Here is a 21,788-nt window from a genome sequence, read left to right as displayed (position 1 = left end):
CTCTACTCGCGCCAGCGCACGATCAAGCCCCGTTCATCGCCCTCGCCATGCTCCATGGCGATCTCACCATCGGCCAGCTTCACCACGCTTTCAAACCGCTCGCCCCACTCCACTAATACCAGCGCATTCGGCTCGGCAATCATCTCTTCCAACCCCAGCACTGCGATCTGCTCCTCCGTCTCCAGGCGGTACAGGTCCAGATGAAATAAGTGCACCTTCGGCCCGTCATACTCGTGCACCAGCGTAAACGTCGGACTGGTTACGTCCTCCTCATACGCCGCGCCCAGTGCCGCTGCGATGCCCTTTACCAGCGTCGTCTTCCCCGCTCCTACCTCGCCCCGCAGTATCACCAGCTTCGGAGGCCGCAACATCTCTGCCAGCGTCTCACCCAGAGCCAGCGTACCCGCCACCGACCGCGTCCTGAACCGCTTCTCCCGCAACTTCTCTTTCGTCGTGTTCATTGTGCCATCCCATGCTCTTTATACTTCTGCTCATTCAACCCGCAAATCCACGTTAGCCCATCAACATCCTTCACCCGATAGCGAAACGCATCCGACAGATGAATCACCGTATCAGTTGCAAGTACCGTATGTTCATCCATCGCATGAGCAGCAAAGTCGCCTGCCAGTCCATGCAGATAAACCGCCGCCTCCACCGCCCGCGCCACGTCATCGGGAAACTGCGCCAGCATCGCTGCCACAATCCCGGTCAGGATATCTCCGCTCCCGCCCTTCGCCATCGAAGGATTCCCGGTCGTATTCACCGCTACGCTTCCATCCGGATGCGCCACCAGCGTCCGCCATCCTTTCAATACCAGCGTCACTCCGTGCTCGGTCGCAAACCGCCGAGCCAGCCCCACACGGTCCGCTTCGACCTCCTTCACCGTCATCCCTGCCAGCCGCGCCATCTCCCCCGGGTGCGGCGTCAACACCATCGTCCGTCCTGCACCCTTCAGCAACTCTGTCTTTTCCGCAAACGCATTCAACCCGTCAGCATCGATCACCACCGGCACCGTCGTCTTCGCCACCAACTGCCGCGCAAACTCCGGAGCATCCCCATCCGTTCCCAGTCCCGGCCCCACCGCCAGAACAGTAATCCCCTTCATCAGCCTTTCGAACTTCTTCCCCTCAAGGTTAGCCAGCAATTTAGTCTTCTCCATCAACGGAGAAATCATCAACTCCGGAGCCACTCCCGCCACGATCCCCACAATGCTCTCCACCACTCCTGCCGTCACCAATCCAGCCCCCGCCCGCAGCCCGGCAAGTGAAGCCATCGACGGCGCACCAGCCTTTCCCCAACTCCCACCCACTACCAGCACATGTCCAAATTTGCCCTTGTTGGAGTTCATCCCCCGAGGCTTCTCCGCGAGAGTTTTAGAGCTTCCCGTCCAGGTCAACCCGGTCTCCGACTGCACGGCGGTATCAGGCGACCCAATTCCCGCGACCACGACCGGCCCAAACGTCGCAGCCGTCATATGGCCGAACACATGCGCCAGCTTCGGGGCCGTAAATGTGACCACGGCGTCAGCCCGAAACGCCCCCTCCACCGTCTGCTCCATCGAATCCGCATCCCACCCCGAAGGCAGATCCACCGCAACTACCGGCACATTCAACCCAGCAACCAAATCCCGCACCGAAGCCGCGATCCCTCGCAAAGGCGGCTTGAATCCTGTCCCTACAACAGCATCGATCAACAACTCCGCTCCATCGAATGCTTCCGCCAGTCCCGCCTCGTCCACTGCTTCTCTGAGCGCAACCCCAGACGCTTCCGACCGCAGCCGCTCAAGAGCACCCGCAGCCTCACCTTTCAGTTCATCCTGATGTCCCAGCAGGACCACCCGCACCGACTTCCCCGCTGCCGCAAGGACCCGAGCCGCGACCAACCCGTCACCACCATTATTCCCTCTCCCGCAAAGCACCGAAATCCGAGTCACCGCCGGATATTGCCGCAGGCAAAAGGCAGCCACAGCACTGCCAGCCGCTTCCATCAAGGTTTCCAGCGGAACCCCAAACTCTTCTACCGTCCGCCGATCGACCGCCCCCATCGCCGCTGCCGTCAAAATCTTCATACTACGGTTTTATCTGAAGTACCTGCGAAGCGCTAACTCGACCTATCGGAAGTACAGCAGATAGCCGGCAATCGCCAATCCCAGAACTGCCAGCACAACCGCTGTACCCATCGCTACGCGCGATGGAGAGGTCTGCGGTATATCCCCCCGTTGCAGTCGCAAAATGTTATCCCTATAACGCACCACCGACACCACAAGGACGACAACACCCAGCAGCACCAGCCCTGTCCCGCTCCACAACGAGAAAACCGATGACTCGGCGCTCCCTGCATGAATGAATCTCTGCGCCTCCCGCAGAAACAGCCCAAACCGCGCCACCACAAACCCGAAGCCCATTAACGCCAGCCCGGTCCTGATCCAGGCCAGAAAGGTTCGTTCTGCGGCCAGATAGCTCTGAGGATTCTGCGCAGCGGAGGAACTCTCCGTCACTGCCCCCCGCCCGTCCCGTTCGTTTCGGCCACCACTCCAACCTTCGGCTGAAAGTAGCTGTTGTCCCAAAGCGCCCGGTAAAACTGCCCGGTCAGCTCAGCCGCCTTCGGCCCGAACGTAGGACGACCGCCCTCCAGAAAGAAGACCGTCACAATCCGTCCGTTCGGCGTATTCGCGTACGAGGCAAACCACCCAAACCGCGTCCCATCGTTCGAGCAGGTCCCGGTCTTTCCCATCACTGGAAACTCACTGAAGCTCGTCCGTAGCGACCTTGCGGTCCCATACGAGCTACCCACCGCCCCCGCCATCCCCGGAATAATCTCAGGAATAATCGGCGCAATATTCAACGTCCGCTTCACCTTCGGCGTAAAGTCCGCCACCTCTTGCGGCGTCTCCGGATGCTGCAAATAGTAGAGCGTCCCGCCGTTCGCAATCGCCGAAACGATCGCACCAAGCTGCAACGGAGTCATCGAGATGCTCTCGCCAAACGAGCACATCCGGCCTACGCCTCCCAGCTTCTCCGGCAACGGCTCGTCCGGATAGACCCCCAACTGCTCTCCCTGAATGTGATACCCCGCCAGTTCGCCCAGCCCAAACTGGTTCGCATAATGCTTGACCCGCTCGAAACCGAGCGTGCGCCCCAACACCTCGAAGTAAGGGTTGATCGACTTCGCCAAAGCGTAAGTCAGATTCACCTTGTAGCCATGCCCAAGGTTCACCGGAGTGTCCTTGGTGATGATGCCTTCCTCCAGTGCCGCCAGCGCCACCGACAGCTTGATCGTAGAGCACGGTTCCGCGCCCCGCGACAGCGCCAGCTTCTGGTTCACCATGGCAAGTATCCGCCCGTTGTCCGGATTGATCGCCACCGCAGTTCCATTCATATTGCCCAGCGCTTCAATCGCCGCCGCGCGAACCACTGGATCCTCGCCCGTCGTCACATCCCCCAGAGTCAGATTGTCCGCATAAGAGCTGGCCGTGAAGCGTTCGTAAGATCTGTGCCGCGTCCGCCGGACCGCGAGCACGGTACGCCCATTGCGTCGGCGCGTGTGCCCCGAAACTTTCGTCGCCGCTACCGAATGAGTTTTGCTCCGTGTCCGAACATGCGCATTCCTGGCCGTCGCGTGACCGCGTCTCGCATGCGTTGCTCTGGTCGAAGTATGGATCGTTCCCGCGCTATGACGTTTCGCAAGCCTGGTCGTCGGCTTCGCATACGCTCCGGCGCACAAGCCAAGGCATAAAAGAATAGCGCAAAACGACTTTATCAATCTCGACATAACCAACCCTGCTTCTTCAACTGCAATCAATGTGCCATTCCTGCTCACTACACCTTAGGACAATATCACTCGTATCGATATCACCAAATAGCGTCAGTTTCCGCGCCGCAGAAATGCGGGAATATCCAGTTCATCCGACTCCGCCGACGCCGCTGCCTCTCCCGGTTCCGCCATCACAACTCGAACATTCTCCTGTTGTTGGACGCGCCCTGGCGTGAAAGAGTGACTTGCCTCCCGGCTACGCTCCGAAACTTCGTCCCCATCGGCACCCTCTCCATGTCCGGCGCCCTGAAAAAAGTCATCGTCAAAGACCGAAGCCGGCACAGGAACCAGTTCCGGCGCCGCTCCCGATTCAACTCTCGCTACCGGCCGCTGCGCTCGCGAAGAATCCTCCGGCTCAATGTCCGGTCCCGCCTCAAACTCCGCCTCGCTCGCAAAACGCGACGTGGCCGCCCGTACCGTGGACACCCGCGGCTGAATCGGCACGTCATACCGCATCGTCGGCAACGTCGCCTCGGCCAGCATCCGCTCCCGCCGCTGCGGCATCTCCTGCTGCTTGAAGCCGGTTGCGATCACCGTAATCTTCACCTCATCGCCCATCGTCTCGTCCTGCACCGCGCCAAATATGATGTTCGCGTCCTCATGCGCCGCGCTCTGGATGATCCCCGATGCCTCATTCACCTCGCTCAGCTTCAGGCTGCTCGACCCGGTGATGTTGATCAAAATTCCTCGCGCTCCATCGATCGCTCCCGCCTCCAACAGCGGCGAAGCCATCGCGGCCATCGCGGCCTCCATGGCCCGGTTCTGGCCCGCTCGCTGCGCCGTTCCCATGACCGCATAACCCATGCCAGCCATCGTAGTCTTTACATCGGCAAAGTCGCGATTAATCACGCCCGGAATCGTAATAATGTCGGAGATCCCCTGCACGGCCTGCCGCAAAACATCGTCGGCGATCCTGAAGCTCTCAAAAAACCCGGCGTCTTTCGCGACTGCCAGCAGCTTCTCATTCGGAATCACGATCAGCGTATCGACCGACTCCAGAAGCTCCTGCATCCCGCGCTCAGCCTGCATCATGCGCCGCTTGCCTTCAAACCCGAACGGCCGCGTCACCACGGCAACCGTCAGCGCACCCATCTCGCTCGCCAGCGAAGCAATCACCGGAGCAGCGCCTGTTCCGGTGCCTCCGCCCAGCCCCGCCGTGACGAAAACCATGTCCGCGCCTTCGAGCGACTCGATGATCTTGTCCGAATCCTCCAGCGCCGCCCGCCGCCCCACATCCGGGTTCGACCCCGCACCCAACCCGCTGGTCAGCTTCACGCCCAACTGCAACTTCACCGCTGCATTCGACGACTGCAGCGCCTGAACATCCGTATTCGCCGCAATAAATTCGACACCCTCGACATTAGCCGCAATCATGCGGTTTACGGCATTATTGCCGCCGCCGCCCACGCCAATCACCTTGATCTTCGCCCCGCGCGGAATCTCTTCGTGATAGTGAATTCGGATATCGTCGTCGGGCAGATTGGACATGGCAGCAGTTACTCCTGGAAGGATCTGGGCGGATCAAAGTTACGTGTTAATTCTCCCATCAACAGCGCAACCCCGCATCCCCCGTTTTCCACCGCACGTACCACCGCTGGTTCAGCCCCCCAAAAACACACAATCACCGCCTGAAGAATTCTCATCCTGAGCAACGCAATCGAAGGACCTGCGGTGACCCTCGCAATTATCCCGCAGCCCATTTGCTTGTCATCCCGAAGCCCAGAGATCGTCGTGCCTCTTGGTCGTCATTCCCGAAGCCCAGAGACCGTCATGCCTTTTGGTCGTCATTCCCGAAGCCCAGAGACCGTCATGCCTTTTGGTTGTCATTCCCGAAGGGAATCTGCGTTTGCCTTCCTCCACACCAACCGCAAATCCCATCTACGTCCTGGTTGTGAAAGGCCGAGACTTCAGTCCGCTGAAATAGTCCTGTTTTGCTTAAGGGCACGGCTTTAGCCGTGCCGCAAGTGCCTAATCTCAATGGGGCTTTAGCCCCTGAGGAAATCCTGTGAACTCAATCAAACCCTCACCTATCCTCAAAAAACACCAACAAAAACCCTGTCAAGCGCCAAAACACCATAACCTTTTGTATTTCAGCAAGATAGCCAGTGCAAATTAGTTTCTCCAATTCGCTATAATTGAGACAGAGCAGAAGAATGCCCCGGCCACCTCCGGGGCTTTTCTATTGCCACGGAGTCCATACCGAAGTCCAGACTTAGATCCTTTGTTTCGAAGACTTTGGGACTTTTAATACAGGGGGGGTACCTCAAAAGGAGCAAGCAACATGACCGAAGCAGCTAGAAACTTCCGGCAAAGATGGCCTTCAGTTTTGACCGCAGGCCCTGTTCCTCGCTGGCCTTCCGCACCTGCGTCCGATGCGTATAGAGCAGCATTCCGATTACCGCCGCAAACTCCGGCTTCGCCAGTTCATCCGGCATACGCGAGAGCGGTACCGGAAACCCGATCCGCGCCGGGACCCGCAACAGGCTCTCCGCGTTGTCCAGCAGGCCGATCAGGTTCGCGCCGCCGCCGGTCAGCACACAGCCCGCGCCAAGCGCTTCGAGCACGCCGCCGTTACGCAGATTGTCGCGCAGCATGGTGAACAACTCGCGCGCGCGAGGCTCCAGAATCTCCGCCAGAAACCGCTGCCGCACCAGCCGCGCCGGTTGTCCGCCCGAATAGGCCAGATTCCCGCCGACCTCAATCTCATTCAACTGCGGCACCGCCGTCACCACGCAGTGCCCATAAATCTTCTTCAACTCTTCGGCCTCTTCGACGGTCACATGCAGTCCCACAGCAAGGTCGTTCGTAAAGTGGTCGCCGCCAATCGGCAGCACGGCCGTATGCGCGATCGAGCCCTCAAAATAAACCGCCAGCTCCGTCGTGCTCGACCCGATGTCAGCGATGCAAACGCCAAGCTCCCTCTCATCGGCACTCAGCACCGACTCAGCTGCGGCGATGCCCTCATAAACCGTATCCAATACCTCAAGCCCGGCTCGGTTCGCGCAAGTAATCACGCTCTGCGACACGCCGCCCGAACAGGTCGACAGATGCAGATTCACCTCGAGCTTATTCCCCACCATTCCGACCGGATCATGAATTCCCGCCTGATCATCGAGAATGAACTCCTGCGGCAACAGATGCAGTACCTCGCGGTCAGGAGGCAGCGCCACACTTCGAGCGCGATCTACAGCGGCGCGTACTTCCTCGCGCGTAATCTCACGCATCCGGTTGCCCATGCTGATGCCGCCGCGCGAGTTCACCCCGCGAACATGCGTCCCGCCAATGCCTACAACTGCGGTCTCAATCACTGCTTTCGCTGTGCGCTCCGCCGTCAGCGCCGCGCGATTGATCGCCTCCGCTGCCGGACCCAGTTCTGCAATCAAACCCTTCCGCATCCCACGCGACGGCTCAATGCCGTGTCCGCGGTAACGAAGCACGCCATCCAGCAGCTCCGCAACCAGTACGCAGCTCTTGGCGCTGCCCGCATCCACTACCGTAATTAAGTTTTCCTGCTTCTGATTCACGGATGGACCACCTGTGAAGAATGATAATGGGAACCTTGGGTTGCGTGATGTACCACTCGCGGGTGAGCCTTCGCAGATACCTTGTGAGACTTAGCCTTCGCCGCTGGCTTCCACTTCGAAATCGGGGCCTTCTTCGCTGCCTTGATATGGGCTTTTGCGGGCGGCTTCACCGCCGGCTTCGCAGCAGTTGTCGGAGTCGACACGTCAGCACTATTCGCAGCACCCGGCGTCGTGGGAACTGAAGCAGCCGAAGCTCCCGAAGTCCCAGGTTGCATCTCCAACACCACTTGCCGCTCATACCGCATGTCCACCGACGACAACGTGGGGTACTGCGTTCTCCACTCGGCCAGATGCTCCTCGAACTTCCGGTAGCGGTTCAGAAAATCGGTGTCTCCAAAATGGACCAGCACATCCTTCCCGTCATCGGGAATCAGCGCCTTCACATCTTCGGGATTCGATAAGTCAACCTCGCTCAACTTCTGCGAGATCTTCTCCCCCGAACTGTCCAGATCCGACGTGAACTGCTCAAAGATCTTCATCCTCGCAGCCCGGGTCGACAGCGGATCGGCCGCCGCAATTCCCGTCACCACAGGAAACGAGTAGTGCGCATCGCCATGCTGCGGCATATCCAGCAACACGCCACTCGCGTCGACCAGTCCAATTTGGCTGCCTTGGCGCACAAACGCCACCGGTGTCCGTTCCACAATCGACACCCGCAGCCGGTTTGGCAACAGCCGCATCACCGTCGCATGTTCCACCCAGGGCAACTGCTGCAAATGGGCGCGTCGCTGGGCCAGCGAGACGTAAAAGATATTTCGCTCGACGTCTTCCCCAAAGATATTGACCAGTTCATCGCGCGTCAGATGGACATTGCCTTGAATCTCGATCGAAGACGCAGACTGGATAAAAAATCGCGGGTCGTGCATTACGCTGTCTCTCACCAGCAGCAAGGCTCCAAAGCAAAGCCCGGCCAGCAGGGCCAGCGCAGCCCCAGCAGCTATCCTGCTCCACTTCGTCTTTGGCAGTCCCCAGCGAAACCGTAGCTGCACGCCCCTCTGCCGCCGTCCCGCCGGAGCGTCACTTTCATCAGGAAAGTCATCGGCAAAATCCTCGGTCAGTTCACGGCGCAGCTTTCTCGCAGGCGCCGGAGACTTCCGTCTTGGCACCCTCGTTTCTCGGGCATAGTCTTGCTCGGGCGCTTCTAGCACCGCTGCACCGCGTTTCGAAGATCCATCGCTATATCGCAAGCCTGAGCAAGGCCGCGAGAATCGCCACCCCGAATATAACCCGTCCCCACCCCATCCTTACCCATCTTCTTTCGTATGTACCCTTTCAGGAACTCATCCAGATTCGCACTAAGTTTGTGCCGTTGCCTGCTTCGAATCGATGCTTCATCGGTGCAAATCGGTATCAACTATTCCTCAAACCCTCCAGAATCATCGTACCCGCCTGCGACACACTCCCCGCACCCAGAGTCAGCACCACATCCCCCTTCCGGGCCTCGCGCACCACAGCCTCTACAGCCGCCGCAATCGACGCGGCATACTCCACCCTGGCCGAACCCGCAGCCGCAATCGCTTTCACCAGCGCTCCGGCATCCACACCGGCAATCGGCTCCTCACTCGCCGCATAGATATCCAGCACAGTCACAACGTCCGCATCCCCAAACGCCCCGGCAAAATCCTCCATCAGATCCCGCGTTCGCGTAAACCGGTGCGGCTGAAACAGCACCAGCACTCGCCCATACCCGCACTCCTGCGCCGCCTGCAGGGTGGCCACAATCTCCGTCGGATGATGACCATAATCGTCCACCACGGTCACTCCACGCTCCACGCCCTTCACCTGAAACCGCCTGTCGACCCCACGAAAGCTGTCCAACCCCGCCGCAATCTGCTCCGGGGCCACTCCCAACTGCACCCCAATTGCCACCGCAGCCGTCGCATTCAGCACATTGTGCTTTCCCGGAACATGCAGCCGGAACGGTCCCATCACCAGCCCCTTATAGTTCACCTCGAACCGAGCGTGACAGGTGTCTTCCTTCTCCATCCTCTCCAACCGAAAGTCCGCGTCCTCGCTCGCCCCGTAGGTATAGACCTTTCGCCGCACCCGAGGCAGCACAGCCCGCAGCAGTTCATTGTCGATACATGCCGTAGTCGCCCCATAAAACGGCACACGATCCATGAACTCGACGAACACGCTTTCAACGTCCGCCATATCCGAATAGCAATCCATATGCTCGCGGTCGAGATTCGTCACCACGCCCAGCACCGGCGACAGCTTCAAGAACGACCGGTCACTCTCGTCCGCCTCCGCCACTAAATAATGCGAGTTCCCCAGCCGGGCATTCGATCCCAGCGAATCCACGCGCCCGCCAACCACCACCGTAGGATCAAGGCCGCCACCCGCCAATACCGCAGCAATCATCGATGTCGTCGTCGTTTTTCCATGCATGCCGGCCACAGCGATCCCATACTTCAACCGCATCAACTCCGCCAGCATCTCCGCCCGCTGAATCACGGGAATCTTGCGAGCCCGCGCCTCAACCACCTCGGGATTGTCCTTGCTCACCGCCGAACTGGTAACCACCACATCGCTGGCCGCCGCATTCAGCGCCGCATGGCCCTCAAATACTCTTGCTCCAAGTCCCACCAGCCGCTCCGTCACCGCGCTGCGCCGGAGATCGCTGCCCGAGACCGCATAGCCCATCGTCAGCAAGATCTCAGCAATCCCACTCATCCCAATCCCGCCGATCCCGATAAAGTGGATCCGCTGCGTAGGCGCAAACAAGAAATGTCCAGAAGGAGCAACAGGAGCGAACATATCTTCCACTCTAGCAGCGCGGCATACAGGAACGCACTGGCATCCGCACCTTATACTTAAGTTCAGAAATTGAAGCAGGCGTGCCCTGGCTTTCCATTGCCACCTGCCCCGAGGAATTCATGGCCGTATTGATTGAAGCGATCAACATCAAGCGCAAGACCTTGTTCGAGCTTGACAATGCTCCCTATGCCTGTCTGGATTCAGACATCACCACCCCAACCGCTCGCGGCGGCCAGACCCTGGTGCGCCTGAAGATGCGCAACCTCCTTACCAGCGCGGTCTTTGAAAAGACCTTCAAGGCAAGCGACAAGTTCAAGGAGCCGGACCTCCAGCTAGTCCCCGCCTCCTATCTCTACAGCGACGGCGAGGGCTCTCACTTCCTCGATCAGGAGAGCTACGAGACCCTCACACTCGACGAGGGCATGATCGGCAATGCATTGGACTTCCTGACCGAGGGCGCATTGATCCAGTTGCATAAGTACAACGGCAACCCCATCGGCCTGCAACTGCCCATGTTCGTCGAGCTGAACGTCACCTACGCAGAACCGGCGGCGCGTGGCGACTCCTCAAGCGGCAGCGGAACCAAGCTGGCCAAGTTGGAGACCGGTCTCGAAATCCGTGTTCCCCCCTTCATCAAAGAAGGAGAAAAGGTCAAAGTGGCCACAGAAACGGGAGAATTTGCCGGGCGAGCAGACAAATCCTGACGGCTGCTATCTGCAGCGTGAAACCGCTGCCCCAAAGCCATTGCTAAACTAGCATCAGCATGGCATTCTCTCTCTTCGGCAAACGCGACAAACCTGAGCAGCAACCCGACCAGCCCACCGCCACACCAGCGGCTGTGTCCACTCCAGAACCAGTGGAGAAACGCGGCTTCTTCGACCGCATGAAGCAGGCGGTCACCCGCACTCGCGAGTCCTTTACCGAGTCCATCGGCTCCGTCATCGCGCTCACCCGCGAGGTCGACGAGTCCACCCTCATCGGCCTCGAACCCGTCCTCCTGGCCGCCGACATTGGCAGCACCACGACAGCCCTCGTCCTCGAAAACCTACGCCAGCGCGCCCTTCGCACCGGCATTCAAGGCGGCAATGAGCTCAAGCAACTGCTCAAAGCCGAGCTGAAGCAGATTCTCGACGGCGTATCGCAGCCCGTCCGTCACCCTTCCACGCCGCCCGAAGTCATCATGATGGTTGGCGTTAATGGCACTGGCAAAACGACCACCTCCGGCAAACTGGCCGCCCTCTTCAGTTCGCAGGGCCGCACTGTCCTGCTCTGTGCCGCTGATACCTTCCGCGCCGCCGCCATTGAGCAACTTGAGGTCTGGGCGCAGCGCTCCGATGTCCCCATCATCAAAACAAAGCAGGGCGGAGACCCGAGTGCTGCCCTCTACGACGCCTGCTCCGCCGCCAAGGCTCGAGGTACGCAAGTCCTCATCGTAGATACCGCAGGCCGTCTTCACACCAAGACCGACCTGATGAAGGAACTCGACAAGATGCGCCGCACCGCCGAAAAGCTTGTGCCCGGCGCACCACACCAGACTCTCCTCGTCATGGATGCAACGACAGGTCAAAATGGCCTGACGCAAGCCCGCCTCTTTACCGAAGCTGCCCGCGTCACCGGCATCGTCCTCACCAAACTCGACGGCACTGCCAAGGGCGGCATCGTTCTGGCCATCGCCACCGAACTCAAGCTCCCCGTCCTCTACGCCGGCGTAGGCGAAAAGATGGAAGACATCCTCCCCTTCGACAGCGGCACCTTCATCGACACATTGCTCGACTGATTTCTTTGCCATTTCGTTCAGTAGGCGATTGGGGGTATTATTTGACTAACTGGTTAATCAAATAATGAAGACCTCCAAACAGCCCGCCGCCGATTCCTCTGACAAGACAAGAGAGAGAATCCTCCGCGCCGCGCTCCACGAATTCAGCGCTCATGGTCTCGCCGGGGCGCGCACCGACGCGATTGCGGAATCCGCAAAGGTCAACAAGGCCCTGCTCTACTACTACTTCAAAAACAAGGAATCGCTTTACGCCGCAGCCTTCGAAGAAGTATTGGATAGCGTTCTGAAGAACACTCATGCGGTACTCGAAACTAAGTGCACACCTGGCGAACACCTGCTGCGACTCGCGCTCAATCACTTCGACCGTATCCTTACTCAACACGAGTTCCAGAGCCTTATCCAGCAGGAGATGGTGCGCTTCCAACATGGCGAAACCACCTCGATGCCCCTGCTCGCGACCAGAGTTTTTTCACCACTGCTCAAAAAAATACAGGCGACCGTACAGGAGGGCATACGCTCTGGCGAACTATGTTCGGTCGACTGGATGCAGGTGATGTACTCCTCGTTCGGCCCAAATGTCTTTTATTTCATGAGCGCACCTATGATGCGACTCACGCTGTCTTTCGAGCCCTTCGATCCTGCTATCATCGAGTCCCGCCGTAAGGCCACCATAAATTTTCTCGGCAACGCCCTCTTCGTCGATCGCGCGCAGGGTGCGAAGCTGGCGCGCCGCGTCCTCGCAGCAATGCCCATGCCTGCAATCGGCAATCCCTCCCGACTGGAGAGAACTCTATGAACGCCCGTAACCGCATCCTGATCCTGTTGGGCATCCTGCTGGTCATTTCGCTTTGCTCGTATCTGTTTTCGACAAATCGCTCGACCGACCTCCAGTTAATCGGCACCGTCGATGCCAACGAAGTTGTAGTCAGCTCCCGCATTCCGGGCCGCATCCAAAAGCTCACTGTCGACGAAGGCGACACCGTCACCGCAGGCGAACTCATCGCCACGATCCAAAGCGACGACCTAACCGCCGCCCGCAACGCTGCCGAGGCCGCAGCATCCAGCCAGCACTTCAAGCTGCAGGAGTCTCAGGACACCGAGCGCCAGACCAGCGGCAGCACCTCCAGTCAGGTAACGAACGCCGAAGCCCAATTAAAGGTAGCGCAGGCCGCACTTCTGCAAGCGCAGGCTCAATACGAGCATCAACAGGCCGACAGCAATCGCACCATCGCTCTCGCTAAACAAGGCGTCATGAGCCAGCAGGCGAGCGAAGAAGCTGCCACCTCCCTGCGCGCCTTGCAAGCTGCCGTAGACTCCGCAAAGCAAAGCGTGGCTGCGGCCAATGCCTCTCTCAAGCTCGCCATAGCCAACACCATCCAGGCGCAGGCCGCAGCCAAAACCGTGGCCGCCACCCGCAGCGACGTGCAGAACGCGAAGGCGCTGCTCAATCAGGCACAGGTTGAGCTTAACTACGCCAACGTCCTCGCTCCCATCTCCGGCAAGATCAACGTACGCGCTGCCCGGCAAGGCGAAGTCGTGGCTGCCGGAACTCCTATCGTCACCATCACCGACCTCACGCAAACCTGGGTCTACGCTCCCCTTCCCGAAACCGAGGCCGACTCCGTGAAGCTCGGCGACAGTCTCCGCGTAGTTATGCCGAGCGGCGAAACTATCCAGGGCAAAGTCATCAACAAGTCCGCAGAAGCGGACTTCGCCACCCAACGCGACGTCAGCCGCCGCAAGCGCGACATCAAGACCATCGAGCTCAAGCTTCTCATCCCAAACCCCGGCATGAAGTACACCCTCGGCATGACCGCCGAAGTCTACGTCCCCAAAGATAAGCTGGTGAACCAATGAGCGTCAGCCAAACAAACACGGCCCAGCCAGCCATCTCCGTCCAGAACATCATCAAGCGCTACGGAGACTTCGAGGCCGTCAAAGGCGTCACCTTCGACGTAGCGGACGGCGAAATCTTCGGTCTGCTCGGTCCCAACGGCGCGGGCAAAAGCACCCTCATCCGCATGATGACGACGCTCATTCCCGTTACTTCGGGAAAAGCCATCATCGCCGGTTATGATGTCTCCCGCGCGCCCGACGCCGTCCGCCGGATGATCGGCGTCATTCCTCAAGCCCTCACCAGCGACATCGATCTCACCGTCGAAGAAAACCTCTCCATCTACGCCAAGCTCTACGACGTTCCCAAAGCGACACGCGAACAAAACATCAACGAACTTCTCGAAGCCGTAGACCTCACCAAGTGGCGCAACGCGCAGACCAAAACTCTCTCCGGCGGAATGCGCCGCCGCCTCGAAATTGCTCGCGGGCTCGTCCACAATCCGCGCATCTTCTTTCTCGACGAGCCCACCACCGGGCTCGATCCCGTCTCCCGCGTCGCCGTCTGGGAGATGCTCAATAATCTCAAGAACAAGCATCACCTCACCATGCTCATCACCACCCATTACATGGACGAGGCTGACCGACTCTGTGACCGCATCGCCATCGTCGACCACGGCAAGCTCGTGGCCCTCGACACGCCCATGGCTCTCAAAGCCAACGTCCCCGGCACCAACGTCGTCGAAGCTCAGTTCACCAATGAGTCCACCGACTGGCTCGAGCGCCTCAGGCAACTCGCCGGCGTCATGTCCGTCGAATCGCAGAGCGCAGGCATGTATCGCATCCTCACCTCCAGCGGTTCTCTCACCACCATGCAGTTAGTGGAGATGACCGCCAGTCGAGGCGAAACCATCAAATCCCTCAGCGTACAGAACACCACCCTCGACGACGTCTTCGTCCACTACACCGGACGCGCGCTTCGCGACGAACAAGTGAAAGCGGCTGGCTTCATCATGCCGCCGCGCCCAGGTATGCAGCCATGAACCGAATGCTCGCAATCGTCGAACGCGAGATGCGAAAGTTCTTCCGCTCGCCCGCACTCATGATGGTCTCCATGACCCTTCCGCTGGTGCAATTGCTCATCCTCGGCCACGCCTTCGGCGGCAAGATCCGCAACGCGCGCATGGGCATCGTCGATTACGACCATGGCGCTCAATCTCTCAAAATCCACGAAGCCTTCGACGCCATCGCGGCCAACATCCGCACCTTCACCACCGTTCCCTACGACAATGAAGTACAAGCCCGAGAAGACGTCCGCACCGGCAAGATAGACGGCGCCGTCATCATCCCCAAGCAGTACTCCCGGCGCGTCCTCGCAGGCGACTCTCCTGCCATCGGTCTCGTCGTCGACAACACGGACCAGACCATGAGCGGCGCTCTCGAAGCCGAGATGCAGTCCCTCGTCGACTCTCTCAACGCTCCCATCATCCAGCCCCTCGTCGTTCAGCAGATCGCTGTCAAGATCGTCGAGCTCTACCCCTACGTCGAGTACATGAAGTATCTCCTCGCAGGTTCGATCTCCCTCGCCATGTATGTAGCTGTCATGATCGGCGGCGGCATGCTCTACATCGACGACAAGGCCCGTGGCGTCCACGAGGGCTACCTCGTCACTCCCATCACGCGGCTAGAATTAGTCCTGGGCCTCAACCTCGCAGGCTCTATCAAAGCCATACTTTCCGGCATCAGCCTCACCGTTATCGGCTCGCTCTTCGCAGGCCTTGGAGCCATCTTCAGCCCCATGGCGCTGGTACAACTCTCGCTGCTCATTGTCGCGACCTCGGTCGCATTCAATGGCATGATGTTCCTGATGATGGTGCGTGTCGAAGACCCGCTCGTCCCTCGCGCCATGTTCGGCGTCCTCAATACATTGCTCTTCTTTCCCAGCGGAGCCATTTCGCCTGTCTCCGGCCTTCCCCCGTGGCTTCGCGCGATCGCTAACGTCGATCCCTTCACCTACGCCGTTCACGGCTTCAAAGCGATCCTGCTCAAGGACGGAGGCTTCACCGCCATCTGGCCCGACATCCTCTTCCTCTTCGCCTTCGGAATTGGCACCCTCCTGATCGCAACGCCGCTTTTCAAGCGCACCCTGTAATCAATTGCAATGGAACTGTGCGCCGAATGGAGTCGTCTCGACCCCTGCGAAGCGCAGGCAGCCCTACATGCGCGCACATTGCACATCTTTGAAAAAGGGGAGATCCCGGCAACGTTCGTGCTGCGCTAGCCGATTCGCTGAGATAGAATCCGTTTACATTTTGGCGCGGAGCGGTTGCGATGGTTCTGTTGCTACTCCTGCGCTGTTGAGCTCCTGCGTGTACTTCTTCAGCAGCTCGTGATGCAAACAGTAAAGCGCAAGCTCAAGACGGTCGGAGACGCCGAGTTTGTCGTAGATCTTGCGAAGATAGTTCTTGATGACCTGTTCGGTCGTGCCGATTTGATAGGCGATCTCTTTGTTGCGCATACCGCGAGTGATGCAGCTGATGATCGCGAGCTCTTTTTTCGACAGCTTTGGCTGGACCTTGGGATCGGTGAGAGAGGTCGCCTGAGCGCGGTATGCCTCGATAACCCAACTGATGGATTGATTGTCGATCCAGGTCTCGCCGTCGGCGATCTTGCGAACACACTTGACCAGAAGATCGGGCGAGATGGACCGCGGGACCACACCGCGCACGCCGCGGCGGTAGAGTTCGACCGTGTTGGCCTCATCCGCTTCCGATACCTGCACGATCAACTTTGCATCCGGGGCCTGGCGAACCAGTTCGGGGATGGCATCAATGGTTCCTGCAATGAGCTGGCCTTCAAGGACGACGACGTCAGTGGGATAGCGCTGTAACGCGAGATAAAGGTTGTTGAGGGTCTCGACCTGCGCGACGACGCGAATGTCGTCTTCAAGGGCGAAGATCTTGCGGATGCCAACACGATAAATCGCCTGCGAATCAGCCAGAACCACGCGAATTCCAGCCGCGTTCGCGTTCTCCTGTTTCTCGTCAAGAACATTGTCTTCCAGACTGTCGTCTTCACTCCGGGTTTTGTCAAAATGAACAACGGTCATAAATCAGGCCTTTAAAAAGTATTCGTCGATCACAGCAGCGGCCTTCTTCTCACCATTTTCAAAAGCATGGCGCACAACGCGACCTCTACAGTGAATGGTGACGTCTGTAGAAGATCCCATGACCGCGGATGGCATTGTGATGGTGAACTCAATTTTACTGTCGATCTCGGGAAGTCGGTCGCTGACGAACAGCAGCCCATTGGCGGAGATATTCTCCGTCACCGCTTCGATATCGCCCTCTTCGGTACAAACGTGAATAGCCAGTCTCATAGGAAAACGAACTGCATTGCGAACTGGATTGTCTCCATTCGGCTTGGACCGCTGGCTCACACGTCCTCCTTCAGCTAGCCGCGGCCGCACGCGCAGTCCGCTGGCTGACATAGAGGAGTCTATCGTACAGATCCGATTGAGTACGATATTTTTATTTCCGCCGCTCAGGAGGTAGATCCAGCGTGTGTCTTATAGAGCGGATTCCTTCGGCTTTCCCTGCCTCTTTTTGAAGGTAGTCTGACGGGCTGCTTTGGCGGGCATACCGGAGAGGAAAACAGACCAGTGCGTCTGGGATTGCGGCACAATCTCAATCGAAGCCGGAGTTTGTGCCTTCTTTACTGCGAGCCTCGCCATCGCATCAACGATCCAGTCGAAACTCGCCGGACCTACGGAGTAGAGATCGGCGTCGGGGACAGGATTCATGAAATCAATCGCGTAGGGAATGCCGTCTTCTACGGCGAACTCAACGGTGTTGAGATCGTAGCCAAGAGCGCGGCAGAGGGTGAGCGCATCCTGCTCGACGCGCTGCAATAGCTGGGGGTCGCAGTCGGGCGGGTCGCAGACATACCTGTGCTCATAGGGCTGGCGTGGATCGTAGGTCATGATACGCACCTCCGATTGGCCAACCACGAAGCAGCGGAAGTATTCTTTGAAATTTACGGCGGCCTGGAGGGTCATGCAGAGGTCGCGGGTCTTGTCGTAAGCGGCGAAAAACTCTTCGCGGTTGTGGACGGGGAAGACGTCGCGCCAGCCGCCGCCATCGTGAGGCTTAAGGAAAGCAGGAAAGCCGATGTGATCGAAGATGCCGTCCCAGTCCAACGGGTATTCGAGATTGCGGACTGAGCGGCTGTTGATTTGTGGCGGAAACTGCTTGTGCGGCAGCAGGATGGTTCGTGGGACGGCGACGCCCAATTTTGAGGCGAGGGCGTAGTTGAAGAACTTGTCGTCGGCGGACCACCAGAAGGGATTGTTAATGACCTGCGTGCCGGTGAGCACCGCGTTCTTAAGCCAGGCGCGGTAGAAGGGCATCTCGTGTGAGATACGGTCGACGATGACCTCGTAGCCAGAGGGGGAGGCCATCTGAACCCCTCCTACATGGACAAACTCGGCGCGGATATCCTCGAGCTCCATCGAATTGATGCGGTCGACGAGAGCGCCGGGGAAGGTGTTCTCCATACCGAACAGAACGCCAATCTTCTTCAAAATACTCCTCTTTAACTACAGATAAATCTGCATCATGCGCTGCCAGGTGGGCCAGTCGTGACCTGCGTCCTCGCCCCATATGTCGAGACAGCAGGGAATCTGTTTGGTGTGGAGAATATGAGCTAACTGCTGGTTCATCTCGCGGCAGAGGTCATTGGCGCAGGTGGCGAGGACATAGGTGTTCCGGCGATAGTGATCGAAATAATAGTTGTCATGCATGTTCGGCATGTAATGGGTGGGCAGGTTGAGGTAGCAGTCCTGGTCGTAGTAACCGGAGAGGAAGCTGGATGGATCGAGCGCGCCGCCCATCGAAAGGACTGCCGTGAAGATCTCCGGATGGCGCAGACCAATGTTGACCGCATGGTAACCACCAAAGCTGCACCCAACGGCGGCAAGGCTTGCGCTAACACTCCGTGATCGAACCATCGGGATAACCTCGTCGAGAAGGTACCGCTCGAAGCGGAGATGGCGGGCAAGCCGAGCGCGAGGGACAACGGTGCGGTTGTACCAGCTTTCGGCGTCGACCGAATCAACGCAGAAGAGTTGCAGATGGCCAGCTTCGATCTTGTCCTGAACGGCGGCCACCATGCCGCGGTCCTCAAAATCGAAGAACCGTCCGCAGGAGGTCGAAAAGGCGAGTGCGGGAGTGCCCGCGTGTCCGAAGACGAGTAATTCCATCTCCCGCCCAAGCGCAGGTGATGACCATTTGTGATATTCGCGGTTCACTCAATCAATTGTATCGAGATACATGGCCGGGGTGGATCAGAAGGGGAGGTGGCTCAGTTCGAATGGGAGCAACCTTCAATATGCCAGATACCTACATAATCTGGAACGTAGCCAGGGACGGAACGCAATACTGCTAGGCGGGCGTTTTCAACCATCCAGACTCAGTCGTCAACAACATGCTGTGCAAGCGCACACTTCCGGGAGGCCTTACACATTGCGAAAAGCTGCATTTTCGGCCATACTTAGGTGTTGGGCTGTACCGGTCTGATCCTCGTGAAAGATCGTTTGGCCTGTGCTCAAAATCAAAAGTTCTGTTCTGAAAGGCAATCCTAGTGTTGATGATTCGTTTGGCGCGCGTTGGAGCGCGTAAGCAGCCCCACTATCGCGTCGTTGTAATCGAAAAGGACCGTGCTCGTAATGGCCGGTCGGTTGAAGTTGTGGGCACCTATAATCCCCGCACGAACCCGGCGACCGTGGACCTGAAGCGCGACCGCATCGACTATTGGGTCGGCACTGGCGCGCAGCTATCCGACCGGGTCGGAAAACTGTTGGCCCAGGCGCCCGCAGCGGCTGAGACGGCGTCTGCCGCTTAAGTCACCTAATTACTGAATCTTTGGGAACGAAAAGTAAGGTTCCCAAAGATTTCGTAATGAATGGCTGGTTGTTTCGCTTCCGGCACATTACTCACGTAGAATTTCTCTATTGCATGTCGATCGATTGACATTGCAAAAGTGGGGAAGGCTTTGGTGTGTTCAAACCAGGCTGTCCACGAACCCGTTGAGATGCTCGTTGTAGCACAGTCCTGGAAGATCTCGCATTAGATGAGACGAAAGATTGAGCGTGAGTGTCACATCGTGACTCCCAAGAGGTGTGTGTAATGGATGAAGCTGTGCAATTGTCATCAGGTAACGACTCTACGAAAAAGATGAGCGACCTTGTCGCTGAACTTGCTCGCGCGCTGGTGGATAAACCGGAAGAAGTCTCCGTCGAGAGCATTCAAGATGGCGACGGGACACTGTTGCGTCTGCATGTTGCACAGACCGACGTTGGCAAGGTGATCGGCAAGCAGGGACGCACGGCGCGGTCAATACGGACGGTGCTGAGCGCGGCCAGCATGAAGCTGAAACGCCGCTTTTCGCTTGATATTGTGGAAGAGACCAGAGCGTCGTAGAACGCTGACTCATGTTGCAAACTTATGACGGCAAACCGTTCTTCGTGGATCGCGCTGGCGCACCTGTTACGACCCCAGGGTCGTAAAGGAGAGCTGCTCGCGGAATTGTTTACCGACTTTCCGGAGCGGTTCGAAGAACGAAAGCAGGTCTTTCTTGCGCCCCCAGGCTTTGAGGGCGAGGCGGTACAGGCGCGAGCGGCGGAAGTTGTCGCGTTCTGGCTTCCGATGGGCAAGAATGAGGGGCGCATCGTGCTTCAGTTTGCCGGTATCGAGTCGATTACGGATGCTGAAAAGCTGGCCGGTCTTGAGGTCATTGTCGCGGACGAAGAGCGGATGCCGCTCGATGACGACTCGATATATGTCAGCGAGTTAATCGGCTGCACGGTATATGACAGCTTGACGGCAGTTGGAGTCATTGCCGACGTTCACTTCCCTGCTACGGCAGACGGTACGCGGCGACTGGACGAGGCTGCCCCTCTGCTGGAGGTTACCTCTGCTGAGGGCGAGGAGATTCTGATTCCGTTTGCGAAAGCGTTTGTTGTGTCCATAGACCCCAAGGCGAAACGGGTCGACATGGCCTTGCCGAAAGGGCTTGTGGATGTGAACCGTTCGACCAGGGTGGGTGAGGATGCGGAGACACCCGACGAGCCGAAGCAGTAGCCTGCCCCATACCGCACGATGCAGGCTCTAGACTGAACTCCTATGCGCTTCGATATTATTACGATCTTTCCTGGCTTCTTCGATAGTCCATTGGACTACGGGATTCTAAAGCGCGCTCGTACGGCGGGGTTAGTGGAAGTGGCCACACATGACCTTCGCGGCTTTACCCATGATCGGCACCGCACTGTCGACGATCGTCCGTTTGGCGGCGGCGAGGGCATGGTGTTGAAGCCGGAGCCGATCTACGACGCGGTGGCTTCGTTGGGGATCTTGCCCAAGGCCGAGCGCCAGCGGGAGAAGGAGACGATCATCCTGCTGTCAGCACAAGGGCGTCCATTTACGCAGGCTGTCGCGCAGGAGCTTGCTGCTACAGAGCGGGTAGTGATTATCTGCGGGCGCTATGAAGGCGTGGACGAGCGCGTGAACGAGATGCTCTGCGACCGCGAGATTTCGATTGGGGATTATGTACTTTCAGGGGGAGAATTGGCGGCTGCGGTGATCATCGATGCCGTGGTCCGGCTGCTGCCGGGCGCGCTGGGAAATCCTGACTCGTCGCGGTTTGAGAGTTTTGGGGTGGAGGATGTGCCGAAGAAGACCGACTCGGCCGATGGACCTCCGCGTAGCACCTACGGGGCCGGCGGCCTGCTCGACTATCCGCACTACACGCGCCCAGCGGAGTTTCGTGGGATTGCAATTCCCGATGCACTGCGAGGGGGAGATCACGAAGCGATCCGGCGCTGGCGGCGAAGGATGGCGCTCGAAAAGACGCTGCGCAACCGGCCCGACCTGTTGGATCGGATTGAGATCAGCGAGGAAGATCGGGAGACGCTGGCAAAGCTTCGTCTGAATACGGAACAAGAGGCTTAAATAGCGATTTTGCAA

The 21,788-nt window shown here is 58.5% G+C and carries 22 protein-coding genes; 10 read left to right on the top strand and 12 right to left on the bottom strand.

Annotated features, from left to right (window positions below):
• Positions 1–2 precede the first annotated feature (2 nt).
• The 8 genes from tsaE to murC form a co-directional block, all read right to left on the bottom strand.
• Positions 3–461, bottom strand: coding sequence for a tRNA (adenosine(37)-N6)-threonylcarbamoyltransferase complex ATPase subunit type 1 TsaE (tsaE, locus tag P4G45_RS04730; protein ID WP_348268524.1), 459 nt, complete (start codon positions 459–461; stop codon positions 3–5).
• Positions 458–2,068, bottom strand: a complete 1,611-nt coding sequence (locus tag P4G45_RS04725) for an NAD(P)H-hydrate dehydratase (RefSeq protein WP_348268523.1) — start codon at positions 2,066–2,068, stop codon at positions 458–460. The genes tsaE and P4G45_RS04725 overlap by 4 nt, the downstream gene beginning before the upstream one ends.
• Positions 2,069–2,110: 42 nt before the next feature.
• Positions 2,111–2,497, bottom strand: a complete 387-nt coding sequence (locus P4G45_RS04720) for a DUF202 domain-containing protein (RefSeq protein ID WP_348268522.1) — start codon at positions 2,495–2,497, stop codon at positions 2,111–2,113.
• Complete coding sequence (locus P4G45_RS04715) at positions 2,494–3,771, bottom strand: penicillin-binding transpeptidase domain-containing protein (protein WP_348268521.1); 1,278 nt, start codon at positions 3,769–3,771, stop codon at positions 2,494–2,496. Before P4G45_RS04715 ends, P4G45_RS04720 begins: the two co-directional genes overlap by 4 nt.
• A 93-nt stretch (positions 3,772–3,864) precedes the next feature.
• Positions 3,865–5,301 carry a cell division protein FtsZ gene (gene ftsZ, locus P4G45_RS04710; protein WP_348268520.1) on the bottom strand — a complete coding sequence of 479 codons (1,437 nt, stop codon included), beginning with the start codon at positions 5,299–5,301 and terminating at the stop codon, positions 3,865–3,867.
• A gap of 806 nt (positions 5,302–6,107) precedes the next feature.
• A complete protein-coding gene (ftsA, locus tag P4G45_RS04705; protein ID WP_348268519.1) occupies positions 6,108–7,337 on the bottom strand; it encodes a cell division protein FtsA in 1,230 nt (409 codons plus the stop codon).
• Positions 7,334–8,503 (bottom strand): FtsQ-type POTRA domain-containing protein, encoded by a 1,170-nt coding sequence (locus P4G45_RS04700; RefSeq protein WP_348268518.1) that lies wholly within the window; start codon positions 8,501–8,503, stop codon positions 7,334–7,336. The genes ftsA and P4G45_RS04700 overlap by 4 nt, the downstream gene beginning before the upstream one ends.
• 244 nt (positions 8,504–8,747) lie before the next feature.
• Positions 8,748–10,124, bottom strand: coding sequence for a UDP-N-acetylmuramate--L-alanine ligase (gene murC / locus P4G45_RS04695; RefSeq protein ID WP_348269216.1), 1,377 nt, complete (start codon positions 10,122–10,124; stop codon positions 8,748–8,750).
• Positions 10,125–10,276: 152 nt separating this feature from the next.
• Here murC and P4G45_RS04690 point away from each other — a divergent pair, with 152 nt between their 5' ends.
• The 6 genes from P4G45_RS04690 (at position 10,277) to P4G45_RS04665 (ending at position 15,919) form a co-directional block, all read left to right on the top strand.
• Positions 10,277–10,861 (top strand): elongation factor P, encoded by a 585-nt coding sequence (locus P4G45_RS04690; RefSeq protein WP_348268517.1) that lies wholly within the window; start codon positions 10,277–10,279, stop codon positions 10,859–10,861.
• Positions 10,862–10,920: 59 nt separating this feature from the next.
• On the top strand, positions 10,921–11,934 hold the full coding sequence (ftsY, locus tag P4G45_RS04685; RefSeq protein ID WP_348268516.1) for a signal recognition particle-docking protein FtsY: 1,014 nt from the start codon (positions 10,921–10,923) through the stop codon (positions 11,932–11,934).
• 64 nt (positions 11,935–11,998) lie between these two features.
• Entirely contained in the window at positions 11,999–12,730 is a 732-nt protein-coding gene (locus P4G45_RS04680) for a TetR/AcrR family transcriptional regulator (RefSeq protein WP_348268515.1), read from the top strand.
• Entirely contained in the window at positions 12,727–13,791 is a 1,065-nt protein-coding gene (locus P4G45_RS04675) for an efflux RND transporter periplasmic adaptor subunit (RefSeq protein ID WP_348268514.1), read from the top strand. The genes P4G45_RS04680 and P4G45_RS04675 overlap by 4 nt, the downstream gene beginning before the upstream one ends.
• Positions 13,788–14,810, top strand: coding sequence for an ATP-binding cassette domain-containing protein (locus P4G45_RS04670; protein ID WP_348268513.1), 1,023 nt, complete (start codon positions 13,788–13,790; stop codon positions 14,808–14,810). Before P4G45_RS04675 ends, P4G45_RS04670 begins: the two co-directional genes overlap by 4 nt.
• Positions 14,807–15,919 carry an ABC transporter permease gene (locus P4G45_RS04665; RefSeq protein ID WP_348268512.1) on the top strand — a complete coding sequence of 371 codons (1,113 nt, stop codon included), beginning with the start codon at positions 14,807–14,809 and terminating at the stop codon, positions 15,917–15,919. Before P4G45_RS04670 ends, P4G45_RS04665 begins: the two co-directional genes overlap by 4 nt.
• Positions 15,920–16,072: 153 nt before the next feature.
• Here P4G45_RS04665 and P4G45_RS04660 read toward each other — a convergent pair whose 3' ends face one another.
• The 4 genes from P4G45_RS04660 to P4G45_RS04645 form a co-directional block, all read right to left on the bottom strand.
• Entirely contained in the window at positions 16,073–16,876 is an 804-nt protein-coding gene (locus tag P4G45_RS04660; protein ID WP_348268511.1) for a response regulator transcription factor, read from the bottom strand.
• A gap of 3 nt (positions 16,877–16,879) precedes the next feature.
• The gene (locus P4G45_RS04655; RefSeq protein ID WP_348268510.1) at positions 16,880–17,257 is read right to left on the bottom strand and encodes a PilZ domain-containing protein; all 378 of its coding nucleotides are present in this window, start codon (positions 17,255–17,257) and stop codon (positions 16,880–16,882) included.
• A gap of 78 nt (positions 17,258–17,335) precedes the next feature.
• Complete coding sequence (locus P4G45_RS04650) at positions 17,336–18,349, bottom strand: hypothetical protein (RefSeq protein ID WP_348268509.1); 1,014 nt, start codon at positions 18,347–18,349, stop codon at positions 17,336–17,338.
• A 15-nt stretch (positions 18,350–18,364) separates the two neighbouring features.
• Complete coding sequence (locus P4G45_RS04645) at positions 18,365–19,027, bottom strand: alpha/beta hydrolase-fold protein (protein ID WP_348268508.1); 663 nt, start codon at positions 19,025–19,027, stop codon at positions 18,365–18,367.
• A gap of 386 nt (positions 19,028–19,413) precedes the next feature.
• Here P4G45_RS04645 and rpsP point away from each other — a divergent pair, with 386 nt between their 5' ends.
• The 4 genes from rpsP (at position 19,414) to trmD (ending at position 21,773) form a co-directional block, all read left to right on the top strand.
• Complete coding sequence (rpsP, locus tag P4G45_RS04640) at positions 19,414–19,668, top strand: 30S ribosomal protein S16 (RefSeq protein WP_348268507.1); 255 nt, start codon at positions 19,414–19,416, stop codon at positions 19,666–19,668.
• 332 nt (positions 19,669–20,000) lie between these two features.
• Positions 20,001–20,246 carry a KH domain-containing protein gene (locus P4G45_RS04635; protein WP_348268506.1) on the top strand — a complete coding sequence of 82 codons (246 nt, stop codon included), beginning with the start codon at positions 20,001–20,003 and terminating at the stop codon, positions 20,244–20,246.
• 24 nt (positions 20,247–20,270) lie between these two features.
• Positions 20,271–20,906 (top strand): ribosome maturation factor RimM, encoded by a 636-nt coding sequence (rimM, locus tag P4G45_RS04630; RefSeq protein WP_348268505.1) that lies wholly within the window; start codon positions 20,271–20,273, stop codon positions 20,904–20,906.
• Between the two features lie 42 nt (positions 20,907–20,948).
• Positions 20,949–21,773, top strand: a complete 825-nt coding sequence (trmD, locus tag P4G45_RS04625) for a tRNA (guanosine(37)-N1)-methyltransferase TrmD (protein ID WP_348268504.1) — start codon at positions 20,949–20,951, stop codon at positions 21,771–21,773.
• Positions 21,774–21,788: the final 15 nt, after the last annotated feature.

The organism is Edaphobacter paludis, assembly GCF_039993895.1.
Classification (GTDB): domain Bacteria; phylum Acidobacteriota; class Terriglobia; order Terriglobales; family Acidobacteriaceae; genus Edaphobacter; species Edaphobacter paludis.
This window is presented reverse-complemented; position numbering and strand designations above follow the sequence as displayed.